Genomic DNA, 19,697 nt, shown 5'->3' with positions numbered 1-19,697 from the left:
GTCTCTACTCCGGCGGGCGGCTGTCGGAGCGCAGGCCGGAGCGCGGCAGCATCTGGCGGCGTGGGGTCTCGTGGGCGGCGTCCTCGGCATTGCGGGGGGCAATGCCCACCGCGCGCCAGGTGCCGCGTCCCGCGTCCTTCGCCGCATAGAGGGCCGTGTCGGCCTCGGCGATGAGGGCGGCGGCATCCAGCGTGCGGTCGTCCGCCACCGCCATGCCGAGGGAGAAGGACGCGGGCAGCACCAGCCCTTCCACCTCCACCGGCCGCGAGAGGTGCTTGTGGAGGCGGTCCGCCATGGCGGCGAACTCTTCCCGGCTCTTGCCCGCGGCGATGATGGCGAACTCGTCGCCGCCATAGCGGGCCACAAGGTCGCCGGCGCGAATGGCCGATTGCAGCCGCCGCGCCGCGGTGGTCAGCAGCAGGTCGCCGGCCATGTGGCCGTGCTGGTCGTTGACCGACTTGAAATAATCGATGTCGATGAGCACCACGGCGAACAGCGCACCGTCGCGCACGAGGCGGCGGCGCGCCTGCTCCAGCGCCCGGTCGAAGCCGGCGCGGTTGGAGAGGCCGGTGAGCGGATCGTGGGAGGCGGCGTGCTCCAGCGCGGCTTCCAGGTGCTTGCGCTGGGAGATGTCGGTGACGGTGCCCACCGCCCGCGTCGGCCGTCCCGCCGGATCACGCTCGACGATCTTGCCGCGCACCAGCACCCACAGCCAGCTGCCATTGCGGTGCCGCGCCCGCATCTCCGCCTGGAACAAGAGGTGGCGCCCCTCGGCATGGTCCTTCAGCGACTTGGCGACGGCGGGCAGGTCCTCCGGATGGACCATCTGGCTGTAGTCCGAGAGCCGCGTCGTCACGTGGTCGGGCTCGAGGCCGAGCATCCGGTGGGCGCGGGCGCTGAAGAACGCGGCGTCGGACGGCAGGTGCCAGTCCCAGATGCCGTCATTGGCGCCTTCCAGCGCATAGGCGAGGCGGCGGCGATCCTCCTGCACCTCGCGCTGCTGGCGGCTGCGCTGGGCCATGATGGCGGCGATCAGCAGCGCCGGCAGCATCACCAGCACGAGCCGCGCCTGCAGGCGCAGCATGGTGACAACGAGATCGGCCGAGGCCTGCGGCGGCGAGACCGGCTGCGGCCACACCTGGGCCATGCCCAGCCCCAGCACCGCGAGGGCATAGGCGCTGGAGGCCACCGCGGTGGCGAACAGGCCGAGGCGGAAGGCGAACCACAGGAGGATGGCGCCGCCGAGGTCGCGCAGCAGCGACTCGCCATAATAGGCGCTCGCGGCCAGCGTCGCGGCCAGCGTGAGGCTGGCGAAGGCCAGTTCCTCCTCGCGGGAGAATTTCGGGCGGTTGCCCTCGGAGCCGCGCAGGCCCTCGTCCTCGGCGCGACCGTGCCACAGCAGGAAGGGCGGCAGCAGCAGCAGCACGCTCGCCATCTCGGGAATCCACCAGCGCAGCAGCAGCGGTCCGAACGTGCCGTTGGTCTCGAGGAATTCGACGAAGGCGGTGATGATGGCGCCCGGCAGCGTGCCGGCCACGGCGACCACGCCGAGGCTCACCACCATGGGCACGCTGCGCAGCGCGCCGCGCTCCATGCCCGCACGCACGCAGCCCCAGCCCACCAGGGCGAAGGTCAGCGCGTTGGCGCAGCCGGTGGCCAGCGCCGAGCCGATGTCCTGCCCCTGCATCGACAGGTGGACGACCATGGAAACGAGGGCGACCACCGTCGCGAGCCGCCCCACCGCATCCCGGAACATGAGGAAATAGACGCCCACCGCCAGCGCATTGGTGGGCCAGACCGCCGGATAGACGCCGAGCCGGCGCCCCAGCTCGGTGAAGGCGATGACGAGACCGCCATAGAACAGGGCGAACAGGACGAGGTCGGTGAGAAGATCGACGACAGAGCCGCGCGGCTCAGGCGGGCCGTTGGGCGCCGCCGCATGCAGGGGGGCAGCCGTTTCCTGCGGCGTTGACGGCAGGCCGTCCGCTCCGGTGGGGCTGTCCTTGGCCTCGGGGACCGGCGGCTTCATCGTCGGCGGCCCCACAGGCTGCATGATGTACGGGCGCATCTCACCCTGATGAGGGCTGCCGGCCTTTCGAGCCGGCGCTGGATCACGGCGGAGGATCCCTCCTCTCCCCGTCGCGTGCACGACTTACGCGTCGGCCACCCTGCGTTTCAAGTGACATCGCGGCTTATGGGTTTCGCACGAATCGCAAAATGCAACAAACTGCGGTATCATGCGGTAGGTTCAACGGCCCGAGAAGCCGTCGAAGATGAAATCTGGCGCGCTGGTGTTGTGACGCGAGGGCACGAGGCGGCCGGCCCACAGCATGGAGACGTTCTGCGCGTCGGCGAAGGAGAGCACCGGCGCCTCGCCCATGAGGCCGCCGGCTCCGCCCTTGCCGGTGCCGAGGCTGCGCCACGCGACGCGGGCGACATCCGCATTCCCTTCCGTCACATACATGGAGCGCAGGGCGGCGAAGGTGCCGGGCGGGGTGCCGTCGAGCTGGACCTCAAGGCGCAGCTCATCCGAGCCCACCTTGACCACCTGCATCCGCGCCTTACCGCCGGCCGCGTAATGGAGCGTGAAGGTGCGGGTCTGCGGGGTGAAGCCCACCTCCTTCAGCCGCACGATGGGCCGTTCCGCCTGCTCCACCGGGCCGACGAGGAAGGAGGAGCCATAGGCGGTATCGCGCATGTGGGCCGGCGACATGGGGCGGGCGCGCATGTAGCCGTCCGGCGGGTAGATCACCAGCACCTCCTCGGCCTTGCCGTCCACGCGCATCCAGAGCTGCACCATGTGCAGGCCCTGCGTCACGTCTCCGCCGATGCGGACGGGCACCGTCGCTGCGCGCCAGAAGGAGGGAAAGATGAAGCCGGTCAGCCACATGTCCGGCGTCTCGAAGATGGTGATTCGCTTCGGCGCGGCGGGGGAGGCGGCGGCGGGATTGGCACCCGGCTTGGTGGCGGGGTTGGCGGCGGAGGGTGGCAGCGGCGCCTTCGCATCGGCCGGCACCACCGGGTCGCCGGACATGTCGCAGGTTTCCCAGTCCGGCGCGGTGTTGTCGGCCAGGAGCATGCCCACATAGGCGGGGTGCCGGACGCTGATGTTGAACTTTTGCACGTCGTCCGACACCAGCTTCAGCGTCACATTGTCGGTCTCGGCGCAGGTGGCGTTCACGCTCTCGTTGCGCACCGTGACGCCGAGGGGTTCCGCGCCTACCGATGCGACCGCCAGAAAGGTGGCGGCGAAGCCGGCGAGAAGCACGGCGGCCAGCTTGGCGCGGGCGGGCATGCAGGTGCCGCGCGAAACGCTGGGATCGAAGGCAGGCATCACGTTCTCCGCAACTCGGTCGGCCGGGGCTGCGCGGACCTTAGCAGCGCGATCCACCGGCGGGAAAGCGCGACCTCTCCCCGCGGCAGCATTCTGGTGGGCGGCGCAGGTGCGGCATGACGTAAGGGAAATTCTATAGCGCCCACCCCTCGCAAATCCCGCCGCCCCTCCCATATGTCCGTCGGCACACGCAGCGGTGCGCAAGTCACCGCGCGGGAGGATCGAGGACAGATGTCTAGATTTCGCAAGGGTTCGTGGATGGGTTCGCGCAAGGCTTCCGGGATGGTGGCGGTGGCCGTGGCGCTGGGGCTGAGCCTCGTCGTCGCCGATCAGGCCGACGCCCGGCAGGGCGGCTCCTTCGGCAGCCGCGGCACCCGGACCTACACGACGCCGGCGCCGACCCAGACCGCGCCGAGCACCGCGGCGCCCATCCAGCGCTCCACCACGCCGCAGCCCGGCCCGCAGACCACCAATCCCGGTGCCCGGCCGCAGACGGCGGGGCGCCCCTCCATGTTCGGCAACGGCTTCGGCGGCGCGCTCATGCGCGGCCTGCTCATCGGCGGCCTCGTGGGCATGCTGTTCGGCGGCGGCCTCGGCGGCATGGCCGGCATTCTTGGCCTGCTGCTGCAGGTGGCCCTCATCGGCGGCGCCATCTATCTCGTGATGCGCTTCCTGCGCAGCCGGAACCCCACCCCCGCCGCCGCCGGCTACGGCCGCTCCATGGCGGGCGGACCGATGCCCGGCGGGCCTTTGTCCGGTCAACCCACGGCCGGCTACGGCGTGGGTGGCGGAATGGGCGCCGGAATGGCCGGCGGCCCGGTTCCGCCCCAGCCCAACGCCGCGCCCGCGGCCCGTGGCGGCAAGACCGACGAGATCGGCGTGCAACCGGCGGACCTCGACACCTTTGAGCGCCTGCTCGCCACCATCCAGACCGCCTTCTCCCGCGAGGACCAGGGCGAGCTGAAGGCCAACACCACGCCGGAGATGTTCGGCTTCCTGGGCGACGAGCTGCGCGCCAATGCGGAGAAGGGCCTGCGCAACCAGGTGTCCGACGTGAAGCTCTTGCAGGGCGACGTGGCCGAGGCCTGGCGCGAGGGCATGCGCGACTACGCCACCGTGGCCATGCGCTACGCCATCAAGGATCAGATGGTGGACCGCACCACCGGCCGCGTCGTCTCCGGCAATCCCGCCGTCGGCGAGACCACGGAAATCTGGACCTTCGTGCGCGAGCGCGGTCCCTTCGGCGCCGGCCCGTGGCTGCTCAGCGCCATTCAGGAAACCTGAGCCGAGCCGCTTCACCGGAGCCGCTTTCGCCCTCCCCGCGAATTCAGAATTTACATCCGCCCGGGTCCACCCCCGGGCGGAACGCGCTATAAGGCGCCCATGCCGAACGTCATCACCGTCTCAGGCCTCAGTAAGACCTACGCCACGGGTCACACGGCCCTGAACAATGTCTCGCTGGACATCCGGCGCGGCGAGATCTTCGCCCTTCTCGGCCCCAACGGCGCGGGCAAGACCACCCTCATCTCCATCGTCTGCGGCCTCGTGAAGCCCACCGCCGGCACGGTCACGGTGTCCGGCTTCGACATCGTCTCCCAGTATCGCGAGACCCGCTCGCGCATCGGCCTCGTGCCGCAGGAGCTGACCGCCGAAGCCTTCGAGAGCGTGTTCGCGACGGTTAGCTTCTCCCGCGGCCTGTTCGGCAAGAAGCCCGATCCCGCCTATGTGGAGAAGGTCATCCGCAGCCTCTCCCTCTGGGAGAAGCGGGACTCCCGCATCATGACCCTCTCGGGCGGCATGAAGCGGCGCGTGCTCATCGCCAAGGCGCTGGCCCATGAGCCGGAGGTGCTGTTCCTCGACGAGCCCTCCGCGGGCGTCGACGTGGAGCTGCGCCGCGACATGTGGCGCCTCGTGCGCGAGCTGCGCGATTCCGGCGTCACCATCATCCTCACCACCCACTATCTGGAAGAGGCCGAGGAGATGGCCGACCGGGTGGGCGTCATCAATCGCGGCGAACTGATCCTCGTGGAGGAGAAGGCCGCGCTGATGAAGACGCTGGGCAAGAAGAAGCTCTCCGTGGAACTCTCCGCGCCGCTGGCCACCATCCCGGCGCGCCTTGCCCCGTTCAACCTGACGCTCTCCGACGGCGGCGGCTGCCTGACCTACACCTATGCCACGACCCCCGACGGCGCCGAGGGCCGCGACCACGGCATCGCCGACGTGCTGGAGGCGCTGGCCGCCGAGGGCATCGCCTTCCGCGATCTCCACACGCAGCAAAGCTCGCTCGAGGACATCTTCGTCAGCCTGGTGAGGCGCTCGTGAATCTTCAAGCCATCCGCGCCATCTACACCTACGAGATGAACCGCACGCGCCGCACCATCGGCCAGAGCATCGTCTCGCCCGTGCTCTCCACCTCGCTCTATTTCGTGGTGTTCGGCTCGGCCATCGGTTCGCGCATGTCGGAGGTGGGGGGCGTGCCCTACGGCGCCTTCATCGTGCCCGGCCTGATGATGCTGACGCTGCTGACCCAATCCATCAGCAACGCGGCCTTCGCCATCTACTTCCCGCGCTTCACCGGCACCATCTACGAGCTGCTCTCCGCCCCGGTGTCGCCGTTCGAGATCGTGGCCGGCTATGTGGGCGCGGCGGCGACGAAATCCGTGCTGCTCGGGCTCATCATCCTCGCCACGGCGGCGCTGTTCGTGCCCATGGAGGTGCGGCACCCGTTCTGGATGCTCACCTTCCTGGTGCTCACCGCCGTCACCTTCTCGCTGTTCGGCTTCATCATCGGCATCTGGGCGGACGGGTTCGAGCGCTTGCAGCTCATCCCCATGCTGGTCATCACGCCTTTGACCTTCCTGGGCGGCACCTTCTATTCGCTGGAGATGCTGCCGCCGGTGTGGCGCACCATCACTTTGTTCAACCCGGTGGTCTATCTGGTCGCCGGCTTCCGCTGGAGCTTCTTCGGCACGTCGGACGTGCGGGTGGAGGTGAGCGCGGCCATGACCCTCGCCTTCCTCATCGCCTGCCTCCTCATCGTGCGCTGGATGTTCCGCACCGGCTACCGGCTGAAGAGCTGATCCCCGAAAGGTCCACCATGTCTGAAGATTTCGCCCGCCCCACCTACAAGGCGTTCACCGAGCGCGCGCCGGACATCTATGCCGGCCTTGCCGCCCTCACCAAGGGCGTCGATGCCACCGGCCTCGACAAGGGGCTGACCGAGCTGGTGAAAGTGCGCGCCTCGCAGCTCAACGGCTGCGCCTTCTGCCTGAAGTTCCATCTCGGCGTTGCCCGCAAGGCCGGCGTCGCGCAGGAGAAGCTGGACCTGCTCGCAGCGTGGGAGGAGGCCTCCGCCTTCTCCGAGCGCGAAAAGGCCGCGCTGGCCTGGACCGAGGAGCTGACGCTGCTCGGCACCGGCGCCGCCTCGCAGGACGCCTGGGAGGCGGTGCTGGAGGAATTCTCGGCGGACGAGGCGATGTTCCTCACCGTTGCGATCGCCACCATCAACGCCTGGAACCGGATCGGCATCGCCTTCAATTTCGAGGCGTGAGGGGAAGAAACTGCCAGGGCTGACAGAGCGCCGGTCGATACCCTCACTTCCGTCATGGCCGGGCTTGTCCCGGCCATCCACGTCGGGCCGCAGGGGACCAAGTCAGCGATTCACTCCCGGCTGGACCACGTGGATGCCCGGCACGAGGCCGGGCATGACGCTTGTTGGGGCCGTGAGCGCTGTTCAGAAGCTCTACCGCCTCACATCCCGCCCATGCAGACGTACTTGATGTTCAGGTAGTCGTCGCAGCCGTACTTGGAGCCCTCGCGGCCGACGCCGCTCTCCTTCACGCCGCCGAAGGGCGCCACCTCGGTGGTGATGACGCCGGCATTCACGCCCACCTGCCCATACTGCAGCTGCTCGGAGACGCGGAAGGCGCGGCCGAGGTCCTTGGTGAAGAAGTAGCAGGCGAGGCCGTATTCGGTGTCGTTGGCGTAGGAGACGGCCTGTTCCTCCGTCTCGAACTTGAACAGCGGCGCCAGCGGGCCGAAGATTTCGTCGCGGGCGAAGGCCATGTCCTGCGTGGCGTTGGCGAGCACGGTGGGCTCGAAGAAAGTGCCGCCCAGCGCCGGCTGCTTGCCGCCGGTGAGCACGGTGGCGCCCTTGTCGAGCGCGTCCTTCAGCAGCCGCTCCACCTTGGCCAGCGCCCGCGTGTCGATCAGCGGGCCGGCCACCACGCCCGCGTCCACGCCATTGCCCACCTTCAGCTGCTTCGAGGCCTCGGCGAACTTCGCGGCGAAGGCGTCATAGATGCCCGCCTGCACATAGAAGCGGTTGGCGCACACGCAGGTCTGGCCCACGTTGCGATACTTGGAGGCGATGGCCTGCTCCACCGCGAGATCGAGATCGGCATCGTCGAAGACGAGGAAGGGCGCGTTGCCGCCCAGCTCCAGCGAAACCTTCTTCATGGTCTCGGCGGACTGCTTCATCAGCAGCTTGCCGACGGGGGTCGAGCCGGTGAACGTCACCTTCTTGACCGCCGGGTTGGAGGTCATCTCGCCGCCGATGGCCGGGGCATCGCCCACCACGATGTTGACGACGCCCGCCGGAATGCCCGCCATTTCCGCCAGCACGCCCCAGGCGAGGCCCGAATAGGGGGTCAGCTCGGAGGGCTTGCACACCACGGTGCAGCCCGCCGCCAGCGCCGCGCCGATCTTGCGCGAGAGCATGGAGGAGGGGAAATTCCACGGCGTCACCGCCGCGCACACGCCCACCGGCTCCTTGGTGACGAGGATGCGGCGGTTGGGCCACGGCGAGGGGATCACGTCGCCATAAAGGCGGCGGGCCTCCTCGGCGAACCAGCGCACATAGGCGGCGGAGCCACCGACCTCGCCCTTGGCCTCGGCCAGCGGCTTGCCCTGCTCGGTGGTGAGGATGAGCGCCAGCTCGTCGGCATTCTGGGTGATGAGGTCGGCGAGCTTGTGCAGCTTGGCCGCGCGCTCGGCGGCGGTGGTGGCGCGCCAGGTCTTGAAGGCCTCGGCTGCGGCCGCGATGGCGCGACGCGTCTCGGCGGCGCCGGCCTTCGGAATGGTGCCGATGATCGCGCCCGTGGCCGGATTGTTGACCTCGATGGTCTCGCCGCCATCGGCATCCACCCACGCCCCGCCGATCAGCATCTTGTCGCGCAGCAGGGTGAAATGGTGGGGCTCGGAGGTGAAGGCGGGCTGGGTGGCGGCCATGGACATGCTCCTTGGGTCTTGCTGCCTCCGGCCGTGGCATGCCGGAGGGCGCGCGCTCGTACCGGGCGCGGCGGCGCCCGTGGGATATACGATCAGCCGGGACCGGACCAGTGGGTCGGTATCAGCGCACGCAGATGTTCAGCGCACGCAGGTGATGGAGTGGAAGGGCACGATCTGCTCCTTCTGCCCGATCCCCACCGCCACCTGGCAGCGCAGATAATCCTTGCCGACGCTCAAAGGGGCAAAGCCGGTGATGGTGTTGCCGCCGACCACCTGGATGATGATGGCCTGACCTTCCTTGTGGCCGACGATGTCGAGCACGGCCTGGCGGAAATCGTCTTCCTTGTTCTGGCACTGCATCGCGTCCCTCCCGTGGGGAACCGGGCGCTCTCTTCCTTGGAGTAAGAGGGCGATTCACCGATCAAGTTGTTTCAACTTGATCGGATCGCGCTCTTCCGGCCCGGCGGACCGGCGCGCCTCTGGGAACTATAACGCCGCTTCGGCCGATCCGGTCATGCTCTAAACGCATGCGACATGCGGCGGCCATCTCCCGTTGATCCGCGTCAAGGGCGCCGTTGGGGAAGGGGCTAGAAGTTGAGCGTCTGCCCGCGGGAGCTTTGTCATGCTCAAGATCGCGATTCTCGTCTGGCTCGTGCTTGCCACCACTTTTGCGGGTGCTGCGGTGCTGGCCGTCCTGTCCATCCCTTCGCTGGCCGGGCAGGACATGCGCCTCATCCCCATCGCTGCCGGTGTCGGCGCGGTCGTGGCCATTCCGTTCGCGCTCATCATCGCCAAGCGCATCCTGGCGCTGACGGCGACAAAGGCCTGAGCGGCGCCGGGCGACGTTTCACACCGCGGAGGCGGCAGTTGACCGCCCCCTTCGGCCGCGGCCATTCTTTGCGTTTCCGTGAGGGGCGCAAAGGAAACGGCCGTGGGTTTTGATGTCGTGTTGGGATCGATGACGCTTGAGACCTGGGCGGCGTTCGCCGGGGCCTCGGCCGTCCTCCTCGTCATTCCCGGCCCCACCGTGCTCCTGGTGGTGTCCTATGCCCTCGGGCAGGGGTGGCGGACGGCGCTGCCCATGGCGGTGGGTGTCGCGCTCGGCGATTTCACGGCTATGACCCTGTCCATGCTCGGCGTCGGCGCGCTGCTGTCCGCCTCGGCGAGCGTGTTCCTCGCGGTGAAATGGGCGGGTGCGGCCTATCTCGTCTATCTCGGCATCAAGCTCTGGCGCGCGGGCGGGACGCTCGATGCGGCGCCGCGCACGGAACGCTCCGCGCCGCTGAAGATGATGGCCCACGCCTGGCTGGTGACGGCGCTGAACCCCAAGAGCATCACCTTCTTCGTGGCCTTCCTGCCCCAGTTCCTCGACCCGCACGCGGCCTTCCTGCCGCAGTTGCTGGTGTTCCAGGCGACGTTCCTCACCCTCGCCTTCCTGAACGCGCTCGCCTATGCGCTCGCCGCCTCCCGCGCCCGCCGCGCGGTGCGCAGCCCGCGTGTGCTCGGCGCCATCAACAAGGCGGGCGGCTCCCTGCTCATCGGCGCGGGGATCGCCACCGTGGCGGTGCGCAGCGGCAATTCGTGAGGCTCACCCCCGCGCGATGGCGTGGAAGAAGCTGCCGGTGACGCTGCCTCGGCGGCTGCCAGCCAGCCCGAGGGGGCGGCCTTCGGCGTCCGAGAGGTCGGCGAGGGGTTGGTCCTCTCCACGCGAGAGCACGGTTGCATAATGGAATTCGTGGCCGCGCACCCACGCCCCCTCCGGCCCCAGCGGCGATGGGGCGATGAGGCGCGCCTGCCGGTAGCCGAGATTCATGCGGCGCTTGGCGAAGCTGGTTTCCAGATCGACGAGGCCGAGCATGGCATGGCGCACGCCCTCCGCATCCAGGAGGCCGGCGCCCAGCGCAATGTAGCCCCCGCACTCCCCATGCACCGGCTTCCCCGCCGCCGCGAAGGCATGGACGCCGGCGCGGAAGCGCTCCGCCGCCGCGAGGCGCCCGGCGTGCAGCTCGGGATAGCCGCCGGGCAGCCAGAGCGCATCGCAGGAGGCATCCGGCGCCTCGTCCGCCAGCGGCGAGAAGGGCACGATCTCCGCCCCCTGCCCCCGCCAACCGGCCAGCATGTGGGCATAGACGAAACCGAAGGCCGCATCCTGCGCCAGCGCGATCCGCTGGCCCGGCGGCGGCAGCAGCGCATTGCTGTCCCCCTGCCCCTCCCCCGCCCCGGCCCCGGCCTGAAGCGGCGCGGCGGCGGCGATGATGCCGTCGAGGTCGAGATGGGCTTCGGCGAGATCGGCCAGCGCCGCGAGGCGGGCCGGCAGATCGTCTGTCTCCCCCGCCTGCACGAGGCCGAGATGGCGTTCGGGCAGCACGATGTCGGTGGCACGCGGCACCGTGCCCAGCACGGGCACGCCGAGGGGCGCGACCGCCTCCCGGATCATCCGCTCGTGCCGCTCGCTGCCCAATTTGTTCAGCACCACGCCGGCGATGCGCACCGCCGGATCATGCCCGATGAAGCCGCGCAGCACCGCCGCCGCCGTCTGCGACTGGCCGGAGACATCCAGCACCAGCAGCACCGGCAGGCCCAGACGGGCCGCCACATCCGCCCCCGCGCCGGTGCGGCCTTTTTCCACCGCCACCCCGTCGAACAGGCCCATGGCCCCCTCGCCGATGACGATCTGAGCCCCCTCCCCCGCCAGCCCAGCGAGATGATCGAGCAGCGCCGGGGGCATGGCCCAGCTGTCGAGGTTCAGCCCCGGCCGGCCGGTGGCGGCGGCATGGAAGGCGGGGTCGATGTAATCAGGCCCCGACTTGATGGCGCGCACCGCCTTGCCCCGCCGACGCAGCGCCGCCAGCAAGGCGAGCGTCACGGTCGTTTTGCCCGAGCCCGAGCGCGGGGCGGCGATGAGCAGGCCGCGGGGCGCATCACTCATGACGCGCACCCTTCCTTGCCGGCCCCCGGACGGCTATCACGGAGCCCATGAACACGGGCGACACCGCCGACGACGCACCCGACAGGCCGCTCAAGCGCGGCTGGACCACCGGCACCTGCGCGGCCGGCGCGGCCAAGGCGGCGTTCGCGGCGCTGGTCACGGGCGACTTTCCCGATCCGATCGAGGTAGAGCTGCCCTCCGGCGCCCGCCCTGCCTTCGCCCTCGCCATGCATGATCGCGGCAGTGAGACGGCCACCGCCGGCATCGTGAAGGATGCGGGCGATGATCCGGACGTGACCCACGGCGCCCTCGTCCGCGCCACCGTGCGGCGCGGCGCGGCGGGTGCGGGCATCACCTTCAAGGCGGGCGCCGGTGTCGGCAAGGTCACGCGGCCGGGCCTGCCCATTCCGCCCGGCGAGCCCGCCATCAATCCCGTGCCCCGCCGCATGATCGCCGCCGGCATCGCGGAGGTCGCCGCCGCCCATGGCGTCGCGGGCGATGCGGAGGTGGAGATTTCCATCGAGGATGGCGCCGCGCTGGCGCTGAAGACGCTCAACCCGCGCCTCGGCATCGTCGGCGGCCTGTCGGTGCTGGGAACGACGGGCATCGTCGTGCCCTATTCGTGCGCGGCGTGGATCCACTCCATCCATCGCGGCATCGATGTCGCCCGCGCCATGGGGCTCGATCATGTGGCCGGCGCCACCGGCTCCGCTTCCGAGGCGGCGGTGGCCAAGCTGCACGCCCTCGATGAGGTGGCGCTCATCGACATGGGCGATTTCGTCGGCGGCATGCTGAAATATGTTCACGCCCACCCCGTGCCCAAGGTGACGGTGGCCGGCGGCGTCGCCAAGATGACGAAGCTCGCGCAGGGTTTCCTCGATCTGCATTCCAAGCGCGGCAGCGCCGACCTTCCCGCCCTCGCCCGCCTCGCCGCCGAGGCCGGTGCCGACGCCGATCTCTGCGCCCGCATCGCCGGGGCGAACATGGTGGCGGAGGCCTTCCAGATCGCGGGCGCGGCCGGCTTCCCGCTGGGGGATTGCGTCGCCCGCGCCGCCTGGGCCACCGCCGCCCGCGCCCTCGACCGGACGGAGGTGCTGCTGGAAATCACCGTCTTCGACCGCGACGGCGCCCTCATGGGCCGCGCGCCGCTCCTGCCCGCCAAAGGACCCGCAAGGCGCTGAGCGGCGGATCATTCACCACCCCCGCGAAAGCGACGGACATAGGCCGTGTCGTATAGCGCACTCTCGCGGAAATCCTCCGCGGCCAGCGCCCGCCCCACGAGGATCAGCGCCGTGCGCGGGATGGGATCAGCGGCGAGCTTGTCCGCGATATCGCCGAGCGTGCCCCGCACCACCCGCTCGTTGGGCCACGTCGCCCGCGCCACCACCGCCACCGGGCAGTCGGCGCCCAGCACGGGCACCAGCTCCGCCACCACCTGATCGAGCGCATGGATGGCGAGATGGATGGCGAGCGTCGCCCCGGTCTGGGCAAAAGCCGCCAGCTTCTCCGCCTCCGGCATGGCCGAGGCGCGGCCTGAGACGCGGGTGATGACGAGGCTCTGCGCCACCTCCGGCACGGTCAGCTCGCGGCCCAGCACCGCGGCCGCCGCCGCGAAGGCCGGCACGCCGGGCGTCAGCGTGTAGGGAATGCCCCGCCGCTCCAGCCGGCGCACCTGCTCGGCCACCGCGCTATAGACGGAGAGGTCTCCCGAATGCAGCCGCGCCACGTCCTCCCCGGCCTCGAAGGCGCGGACATATTCCGCTTCGATCCGGTCGAGATCGAGCGGCGCCGTATCGACGATGCGCGCGCCCGGCGGGCACCAGCCGAGCATTTCCGCCGGCACGATGGAGCCGGCATAGAGGCACACCGGGCAGCGGGCGATGAGATCGCGCCCGCGCACGGTGATGAGGTCCGCCGCGCCGGGGCCCGCGCCGATGAAATGGACGGTCAAACCACACCCTCCCGCCGCGCCAGCGCGCAGGTGACAGGCCCGAGCGCGAGGCGCGGACCCAGCAGCCGGCCATGAGCCCCCGCCGCCGCCAGCGCGGCCGTTTCTGCGGCGGAGGGCACGCGCAGCAGCGCCACCACCCGCTCGGAATGGGTCTTCGCCCGGCTGGAGGCGGCCTCGAGCTGGCTCTGCGGCACCAGCACCAGAGGCAGGCCGAGCAGCGCCGCCGCCTCGCTGATGCCCGCCTCGCCGCCCTTGATCGCCGGGGTGGCGACGAGGGATACGTCGTCCCGCCCAAGCTCGGCGCGCGCGAGGGCGGCGTCGAAGGCGGCGATCACCTCCTCCACCGATACCCCCCGCTTCGAGCCGATCCCGGCCACGATCATGCGCCCTCTCCCTGCCGGGATTTTTCCCAGCGCCATTGCGTCACCGGCATGGCGGGCCGCCAGCCGGTCATGCCCTTCACCGCCACCGAGCGCGCCAGCGAGATGCGCGTGAGCGTCCCGCCGAGGCGGGCCTGGGCGGCGATCAGCAGGGCCTCGGTTTCCAGCGTCACCGCATTGGCCACCATCCGCCCGCCGGGCTTGAGTGCCTCGCGCGCGGTGTCGAACACGCCGGGTTCGCTGGCCCCGCCGCCGATGAAGATCACATCCGGCGTGGGTAATCCGGCAAGGGCGCTCGGTGCCGCACCCTCCACCACCTTCAGGTGCGGCACGCCGAGCTTATGGGCGTTGCGACCGATACGGGCGGCGCGTTCCGCATTCCCCTCGATGGCGATGGCGGCAAGCGAGGGATGCGCCAGCAGCCATTCGATGGCGATGGAGCCCGCCCCGGCGCCAATGTCCCACAGCAATTCCCCCCGCCGGGGCGCGAGCGAGGAGAGGGTGAGGGCGCGCACCTCGCGCTTGGTGATCTGCCCGTCATGCTCGAACAGATCGTCCGCAAGGCCGGCAGCGAGCGGCAGGATGGGCGCGTCGGGCGCCGCCCGCACCTCCAGCGCCACCACGTTGAGGGCGGCCACATCGGCAAGGTCGAAACCCTCGGCCGTGGCGCTGCGGATGCATTCCGCTGGCCCGCCCAGCGCCTCCAGCACCGTGAGGCGCGAGGCGCCGCAGCCGTGAGCCGTGGCGAAGGCCGCCACCTGCGCCGGGCCCTCCCCGTCCGAAGTCAACAGCAGCAGCTTTGCACCGTCCTGCAGGAAGGGACGCAGGCGCGCCAGCGGGCGGCCGTGGAGGGAGACCATGTCCACCTCCTGCTGCGCCCAGCCAAGCCGCGCGGCGGCCAGCGCGAAGGCGGAGGGGGCGGGAAAGGCGGCCATCTCCCGCGCAGGCACATGGCGCGCAAGGCTGGCGCCCACGCCGTAGAGAAACGGATCGCCCGAGGCCAGCACGCACACCCGCCGCCCGCGCGCCGCCAAGACCCCATCGAGGCTGAAGGGGCTCGGCCACACCCGCGCCTCGCCCGTCACCAGATCCCCGGCCAGCGCCAGATGCCGCGCCCCGCCGAACACAATGGCGGCAGCGGAAACGGCGGCGCGGGCGGCGGGGGAGAGCCCTTCCGCCCCATCCTCGCCGATGCCGACGATGGACAGCCAGCGCCCGGCCGAGGCAGTGTCGGCGGCGATGGAAACCCCTGCCTCAGCCATGACACCCCACATCCTTCTCCTCGGCGGCACCGGCGATGCCCGCGCGCTTGCAACCCGGCTCGCGCCCCGCACGAACATCCGCGTCACGCTCTCGCTTGCCGGCCGGACCGAAAACCCGGCGCCCCAGCCGGTACCGGTGCGCGTCGGCGGCTTCGGCGGGCCGGCCGGGCTGGAAGAGTATCTCAAGGCGGAAGGCATCGCCGCCGTCATCGATGCGACGCATCCCTATGCGGCGCGCATGTCCTTCAACACCGCGCTCGCCTGTGCGGCTGCGGGCGTGCCCCTGCTCGCGCTGCGCCGGGCGCCATGGCAGCCCCAGCCAGGCGACCGCTGGCGCGAGGTGGCGGATGTGCCGGCCGCCGTGGGGGCGCTGGGGAAGGTGCCCCGCCGGGTGTTCCTCGCCCTCGGCCGCAACGAGGTGCGGGCCTTCGAAGCGGCGCCGCAGCATGTCTATCTGGTGCGCAGCGTCGATCCCGTCACGCCGCCGCTCAACGTGCCGCAGGCCGAATACGTGCTCGGACGCGGGCCGTTCGGTGAAGCGGAGGATCATGCGCTGCTCAAGGCCCACGGCATCGACACCATCGTTGCCAAGAACAGTGGCGGCAGCGCCACCTATGGCAAGATGGCGGCGGCGCGGGCCTTGGGCATCGAGGTGATCCTGATCGCCCGCCCGCCGGTGCCGGACGTCACCGCCGTGGAGCGCCCGGCCGAGGCCGAGGCCTGGCTCGACGGCATCCTCGCTCACGGCGCGGGCGCCGAGCGCGGCGCATAGACGAGGGGCGACTTCCCCTCGCGCGACACGATGCGCGTCTCTGTGGTGCCGATGAGGACGCAAGTCGCCATGTCCGCCCGCGCCGGATCGGCTTCGGCCAGCGTCGCAAGCGCGATGCGCTCGTCGTCCCGCCCCGCCGCGCGGCCGAACACCACGGGCACGGAGCCCGGCAGCTTTTCCCGCAGCAGCTCGAACGCGCGGCCGAGCTGCCAGGGGCGCGCCTTGCTGATGGGATTATAGAGGGCGATCACGAAGCCGGCCTCGGCGGCGAGCGCGAGGCGCTTTTCCACCAGCGGCCAGGGCTTGAGATTGTCCGAGAGGGAGATGGCGCAGAAATCGTGCCCCAAAGGCGCGCCGCAGCGGGCGGCCACGGCCAGCATGGCAGTGACGCCGGGGACGATCTCGACGTCCAGCGCCCGCCACTCCGCCGGCCCATGCTCGATTGCCTCGCACACCGCCGCCGCCATGGCGAACACGCCGGGATCGCCACCCGACACCATCACCACCTTCGCCCCGGCCACGGCCGCCTCAAGGGCGGCAGAGGCGCGGGCGATCTCCTCGCGATTGTCTGAAGGCCGCCGCTCCTGCTCCGGCCGTTCCGGCAGGCGGGCGAGATAGGGGACGTAGCCGAACAGGATGTCCGCCGCCGCAACAGCTTCAGAGGCCTCCGGCGTCATCTGCCGCGCCGATCCCGGACCGAGGCCGACCACCGTCAGCCGCCCGCTCACGCCGCGCGCTCCCAGCCGGGCACCAGCACGATGGCGAAATAGGGCGCGCGCTCGTCCGCCCGCTCGGCGAGGGGAATGAGCGCGCAATCGGCCATGGTGCCGCGCTCCACATAGACCGCCCGATCGAGCCGGCCGGCAGCGGCGAGCGCGCGGCGGATCTTCGGCAGGTTGCGCCCCACCTTCATGATGACCGCCGCATCCGCCTCCGCGAGGCGCCGCGCCAGTTCCGCCTCATCCAGCGTGCCGGGCAGCACCATCAGTACGTCGTCGCCCTGCGCGATGGGCGCGCCGGCTTCCGACCAGCAGCCGGACATGCCGGTGACGCCGGGGATGACCTGCGTCTGGAACCGTCCGGCGAGACGCACATGGATGTGCATGTAGGAGCCGTAGAAGAGCGGATCGCCCTCGCTCAGCACCGCCACCGTGCGCCCGGCCATGAGATGCTCGGCCACCGCGGCGGCGGAGGCGTCGTAGAAGGCGCCGATGGCCGTGCGATAGGCCTCGTCGTGCCGGTGGATTTCGGTGGTGACGGGATAGAGCAGCGGCAGCTCCACCGCGCCGGCGGGAAAGTGTGCGGCGGCCACGGTGCGCGCGTGGCTGACATTGCCGGCCTTGGCGAAATAGCCCACCACATCAGCGCTTTGCAGCGCCTTCACCGCTTTGAGGGTGAGCAGATCGGGATCGCCCGGGCCGACGCCTACGCCGATGAGATGTCCCTTCACAGCCCGGCCCTCGCAAGCGCATTCACGGCAGCGGAGGTGATGGCGCTGCCGCCCAGCCGCCCGCGCACGATGGCGAAGGGCACGCCGCGCGGATCGTCCGCCAGCGCATCCTTGGATTCCGCCGCGCCCACGAAGCCCACCGGCATGCCGAGGATGGCCGCCGGCTTGGGCGCGCCGCGATCGAGCATCTCCAGCAGGTGGAAGAGCGCGGTGGGCGCGTTGCCGATGGCGACCACCGCCCCGGCGAGGTGATCGCCCCACAATTCCAGCGCGGCGGCGGAACGGGTGGTGCCGAGTTTTTCCGCCAGCGCCGGCACCGCCGGATCGCGCAGGGTGCAGATCACTTCGTTGCCGGCCGGAAGCCGCGCGCGGGTGATGCCGTGGGCCACCATCTGCGCATCGCACAGGATGGGCGCGCCGGCCTGGAGCGCCGCGCGCGCGGCGGCAACCGCGCCGGGGCCGAACACGAAGTCCCGCGCCGCCTCCACGAGGCCGCAGGCGTGGATCATGCGCACCGCCACGTCCTCCTCGTCCGCCGAAAAGCGGGAGAGGTCGGCTTCCGCGCGGATGATGGCGAAGGATCGCTCGTAGATGGCCGTGCCGTCGCGCACGTAATCGAGGGGAAGGGTCATTCTGCGCGGCTCGTCACGTCGTCTTTTCCGGCCCGTCTGTTGTCGCCGTGCCCGCCCACAGGCCCGCCAGATCCAGGCGGGCAAGGAGCGCACGTGTCGTTTCACCCGGATTTCGCCGGGCCGCCAGCGTCGCGGCGAGGGATGCGACAGCGGCGGGAAGGTCCGCCGCCAGCCGCACCGGGCGCGCCGCGCCGGAGGCAGGGCCGTCATGCACCAGTGCGGCGCCGCCGTCCATGCCCACGAAGGCGAGGGTCGCCGGCGCGGGGTGGGCGCAGCCCTTGGTGCAGGCGGAGAGGTGCATAGACACCGTCCCATCCAGCAGCGGCGCGAATGCCTGCGCCAGCACCGGCGCGAGCGCACGGGCCGGGATGTGGGCGGAGGCGCAGGCCGGCGCCCCGGCACAGGCGGCGACGGCGGCGCGGGGATCGCCGGCAGCCGTGATGCAGCCAAGGGCGGCGATGCGCGCGGCGAAGGCATCGACACCGGCTGGCGAAAGCCCGGTGGCGAGGAGCGTGCGCTCGGGTGCCGGACGCAGGTCCCGCACGCCGGTCGCTTCCGCCGCTTCGGCAAGGGCCTCGAACTGCGCGGCATCCCCCGCCCCGAAGGGCAGGCCGAAGCCGAAGGCCAATGTGCCATCGGCCAGCGGAATGCGCCCCAGCGGCGGCGCGGCTTCGGCCACGCGCGCCCGGCCGCCACATCCCGGCAGATCGGTGGCGCGGGCCGCACGACCCAAGGCGGCGATGGACGCGAGCGCGGCCAATGCCTCGGCCGCCGCGTCGCCCTCGGACAGCACGCGGGCCGGCCCATTGCCGATGGTGAGCGCCCAGTGTCCCGGCCAAGCTGCGACGAGGCGCACATCCGCCTTCTGCCCGGCGAGGCTGACGGCGCCGCCGCCCTCCACCACCACCGACACCTTCGGCCCCAGCTTCCCCACCAGCGGCTGCGCGCCGGCGATGATCGGGGCGGCCAGCTTGTGCCCATCCGCGACCTCGGTCGGGTCCATCCCGCCCAGCGGCGAGACATCCGCCGCGAGGCCGAGGCGCGGCGTGATGCCCAGCGCCAGCACCGCATCCTGAAGCAGCGGCACGGACTCTTGCGTCAGCCCGCGCACCTGAAGGCTGCCGCGCGCCGTCACCTCCATCATCCCGTTGCCGAGGCGGCGGGCAGCGTCGGCCAGCCCGCGCAATTGCGCCAGGGAGAGCCGGCCATCGGATGGGACGAGGCGCAGGATGAGGCCGTCGCCGGTCTCCATGGGCGCGAGGAAGGCCGGGCAGGCGCCGCGACGGGTGGGGGGGATCGGCGTCATTCCGCAGCCTCCCGGCCGGCTTCGGCGCGGAGGGCGTCGAGATCGCTGTCGAGATCGTTGCGCCGCGCATGCCACAGGCCGCGCCGCCGCGCATCGGCGAAGCGGCGGGCGATGGCGCGGGCGGCGGCGGGGTTCTGCGCGAGCAGGAAGGCGCGCACCTCAGGGTCCATCACATAGGCCGCGTGGAGGCGGTCCAGCAGCGCAGAGGGCACCTGCTCGGTGGTCTCGGCGAAGGCGACGAGGCGGTCCACCGTCTCCGCCAGCTCCGAAGCGCCGCGCGGGCCGTGTCGCATCTGCCCGGCGATGAAGCGGGCGGAGACGCGCCCGTGCACCAGCCGCGTCAGCGCTTCCTTGAGCGGTCGGGCGCGGGGGCGGTCGGGATCGGTGGTGTCGAGCACGACGAGATGGGCCGAGCGGCCCAGCGCCGCGCCGGCCGCCGCGAAGCCGCCCAT

At 71.0% G+C, this 19,697-nt stretch carries 21 protein-coding genes; 8 read left to right on the top strand and 13 right to left on the bottom strand.

The features are described from left to right. Positions 1–4: 4 nt before the first annotated feature. Both ACE3QW_RS05475 and ACE3QW_RS05470 read right to left on the bottom strand, forming a co-directional pair. Complete coding sequence (locus ACE3QW_RS05475; protein WP_374250755.1) at positions 5–2,029, bottom strand: diguanylate cyclase domain-containing protein; 2,025 nt, start codon at positions 2,027–2,029, stop codon at positions 5–7. Between the two features lie 219 nt (positions 2,030–2,248). Next, positions 2,249–3,334, bottom strand: a complete 1,086-nt coding sequence (locus ACE3QW_RS05470) for a hypothetical protein (protein ID WP_374250754.1) — start codon at positions 3,332–3,334, stop codon at positions 2,249–2,251. Positions 3,335–3,592: 258 nt separating this feature from the next. On the opposite strand from ACE3QW_RS05470, the gene ACE3QW_RS05465 reads away from it, so the two are divergent. The 4 genes from ACE3QW_RS05465 (at position 3,593) to ACE3QW_RS05450 (ending at position 6,884) form a co-directional block, all read left to right on the top strand. Next, entirely contained in the window at positions 3,593–4,618 is a 1,026-nt protein-coding gene (locus tag ACE3QW_RS05465; protein WP_374250753.1) for a Tim44-like domain-containing protein, read from the top strand. 99 nt (positions 4,619–4,717) lie between these two features. Next, a complete protein-coding gene (locus tag ACE3QW_RS05460) occupies positions 4,718–5,656 on the top strand; it encodes an ABC transporter ATP-binding protein (protein WP_250166750.1) in 939 nt (312 codons plus the stop codon). Beyond that, positions 5,653–6,414, top strand: coding sequence for an ABC transporter permease (locus ACE3QW_RS05455; RefSeq protein WP_029557637.1), 762 nt, complete (start codon positions 5,653–5,655; stop codon positions 6,412–6,414). The genes ACE3QW_RS05460 and ACE3QW_RS05455 overlap by 4 nt, the downstream gene beginning before the upstream one ends. A gap of 17 nt (positions 6,415–6,431) precedes the next feature. Continuing rightward, the gene (locus ACE3QW_RS05450; RefSeq protein ID WP_374250752.1) at positions 6,432–6,884 is read left to right on the top strand and encodes a carboxymuconolactone decarboxylase family protein; all 453 of its coding nucleotides are present in this window, start codon (positions 6,432–6,434) and stop codon (positions 6,882–6,884) included. Between the two features lie 200 nt (positions 6,885–7,084). On the opposite strand, the gene ACE3QW_RS05445 is transcribed toward ACE3QW_RS05450, so the two are convergent. Continuing rightward, positions 7,085–8,563, bottom strand: coding sequence for an NAD-dependent succinate-semialdehyde dehydrogenase (locus ACE3QW_RS05445; protein WP_374250751.1), 1,479 nt, complete (start codon positions 8,561–8,563; stop codon positions 7,085–7,087). Positions 8,564–8,701: 138 nt separating this feature from the next. Beyond that, complete coding sequence (locus ACE3QW_RS05440) at positions 8,702–8,923, bottom strand: hypothetical protein (protein WP_024279974.1); 222 nt, start codon at positions 8,921–8,923, stop codon at positions 8,702–8,704. Positions 8,924–9,185: 262 nt separating this feature from the next. On the opposite strand from ACE3QW_RS05440, the gene ACE3QW_RS05435 reads away from it, so the two are divergent. Next, complete coding sequence (locus tag ACE3QW_RS05435; RefSeq protein WP_029557634.1) at positions 9,186–9,392, top strand: hypothetical protein; 207 nt, start codon at positions 9,186–9,188, stop codon at positions 9,390–9,392. A 129-nt stretch (positions 9,393–9,521) separates the two neighbouring features. Continuing rightward, positions 9,522–10,148: a LysE family translocator gene (locus tag ACE3QW_RS05430; protein WP_024279976.1), complete on the top strand. Its 627-nt coding sequence runs from the start codon at positions 9,522–9,524 to the stop codon at positions 10,146–10,148. Between the two features lie 3 nt (positions 10,149–10,151). On the opposite strand, the gene ACE3QW_RS05425 is transcribed toward ACE3QW_RS05430, so the two are convergent. Continuing rightward, positions 10,152–11,492 carry a cobyrinate a,c-diamide synthase gene (locus ACE3QW_RS05425; RefSeq protein ID WP_374250750.1) on the bottom strand — a complete coding sequence of 447 codons (1,341 nt, stop codon included), beginning with the start codon at positions 11,490–11,492 and terminating at the stop codon, positions 10,152–10,154. A gap of 47 nt (positions 11,493–11,539) precedes the next feature. Between ACE3QW_RS05425 and ACE3QW_RS05420 the strand changes: the two genes are divergently transcribed. After that, positions 11,540–12,673 (top strand): cobalt-precorrin-5B (C(1))-methyltransferase, encoded by a 1,134-nt coding sequence (locus tag ACE3QW_RS05420; RefSeq protein WP_374250749.1) that lies wholly within the window; start codon positions 11,540–11,542, stop codon positions 12,671–12,673. 8 nt (positions 12,674–12,681) lie between these two features. On the opposite strand, the gene cobM is transcribed toward ACE3QW_RS05420, so the two are convergent. From cobM to cbiE, 3 genes are read right to left on the bottom strand one after another with little or no spacing between them, the layout of a single operon-like run. Beyond that, positions 12,682–13,443, bottom strand: coding sequence for a precorrin-4 C(11)-methyltransferase (gene cobM, locus ACE3QW_RS05415; RefSeq protein ID WP_374250748.1), 762 nt, complete (start codon positions 13,441–13,443; stop codon positions 12,682–12,684). After that, positions 13,440–13,826 (bottom strand): cobalamin biosynthesis protein, encoded by a 387-nt coding sequence (locus tag ACE3QW_RS05410; RefSeq protein ID WP_029557630.1) that lies wholly within the window; start codon positions 13,824–13,826, stop codon positions 13,440–13,442. Before ACE3QW_RS05410 ends, cobM begins: the two co-directional genes overlap by 4 nt. Next, positions 13,823–15,085 carry a precorrin-6y C5,15-methyltransferase (decarboxylating) subunit CbiE gene (gene cbiE / locus ACE3QW_RS05405; RefSeq protein ID WP_374250747.1) on the bottom strand — a complete coding sequence of 421 codons (1,263 nt, stop codon included), beginning with the start codon at positions 15,083–15,085 and terminating at the stop codon, positions 13,823–13,825. Before cbiE ends, ACE3QW_RS05410 begins: the two co-directional genes overlap by 4 nt. Between cbiE and ACE3QW_RS05400 the strand changes: the two genes are divergently transcribed. Beyond that, positions 15,084–15,857 carry a cobalt-precorrin-6A reductase gene (locus tag ACE3QW_RS05400; protein ID WP_374250746.1) on the top strand — a complete coding sequence of 258 codons (774 nt, stop codon included), beginning with the start codon at positions 15,084–15,086 and terminating at the stop codon, positions 15,855–15,857. The genes cbiE and ACE3QW_RS05400 overlap by 2 nt on opposite strands. Here ACE3QW_RS05400 and ACE3QW_RS05395 read toward each other — a convergent pair. The 5 genes from ACE3QW_RS05395 to ACE3QW_RS05375 form a co-directional block, all read right to left on the bottom strand. Further along, entirely contained in the window at positions 15,827–16,585 is a 759-nt protein-coding gene (locus ACE3QW_RS05395) for a precorrin-3B C(17)-methyltransferase (RefSeq protein ID WP_374250745.1), read from the bottom strand. The two genes, ACE3QW_RS05400 and ACE3QW_RS05395, sit on opposite strands and share 31 nt — an antisense overlap. After that, positions 16,582–17,307: a precorrin-2 C(20)-methyltransferase gene (locus ACE3QW_RS05390; protein WP_374250744.1), complete on the bottom strand. Its 726-nt coding sequence runs from the start codon at positions 17,305–17,307 to the stop codon at positions 16,582–16,584. The genes ACE3QW_RS05395 and ACE3QW_RS05390 overlap by 4 nt, the downstream gene beginning before the upstream one ends. Continuing rightward, entirely contained in the window at positions 17,304–17,939 is a 636-nt protein-coding gene (locus ACE3QW_RS05385; RefSeq protein ID WP_374250743.1) for a precorrin-8X methylmutase, read from the bottom strand. Before ACE3QW_RS05385 ends, ACE3QW_RS05390 begins: the two co-directional genes overlap by 4 nt. 13 nt (positions 17,940–17,952) lie before the next feature. Next, on the bottom strand, positions 17,953–19,245 hold the full coding sequence (gene cobG / locus ACE3QW_RS05380) for a precorrin-3B synthase (RefSeq protein ID WP_374250742.1): 1,293 nt from the start codon (positions 19,243–19,245) through the stop codon (positions 17,953–17,955). Continuing rightward, positions 19,242–19,697: cobaltochelatase subunit CobN (locus tag ACE3QW_RS05375; protein ID WP_374250741.1), on the bottom strand; the 456-nt coding region annotated here is incomplete at its 5' end. The genes cobG and ACE3QW_RS05375, both read right to left, overlap by 4 nt.

The organism is Xanthobacter sp. (assembly GCF_041911315.1).
Classification (GTDB): Bacteria; Pseudomonadota; Alphaproteobacteria; order Rhizobiales; family Xanthobacteraceae; genus Xanthobacter; species Xanthobacter aminoxidans.
Note: the sequence above shows the minus strand (reverse complement) of the source record. Positions and strands in the feature narration are given on the sequence as shown.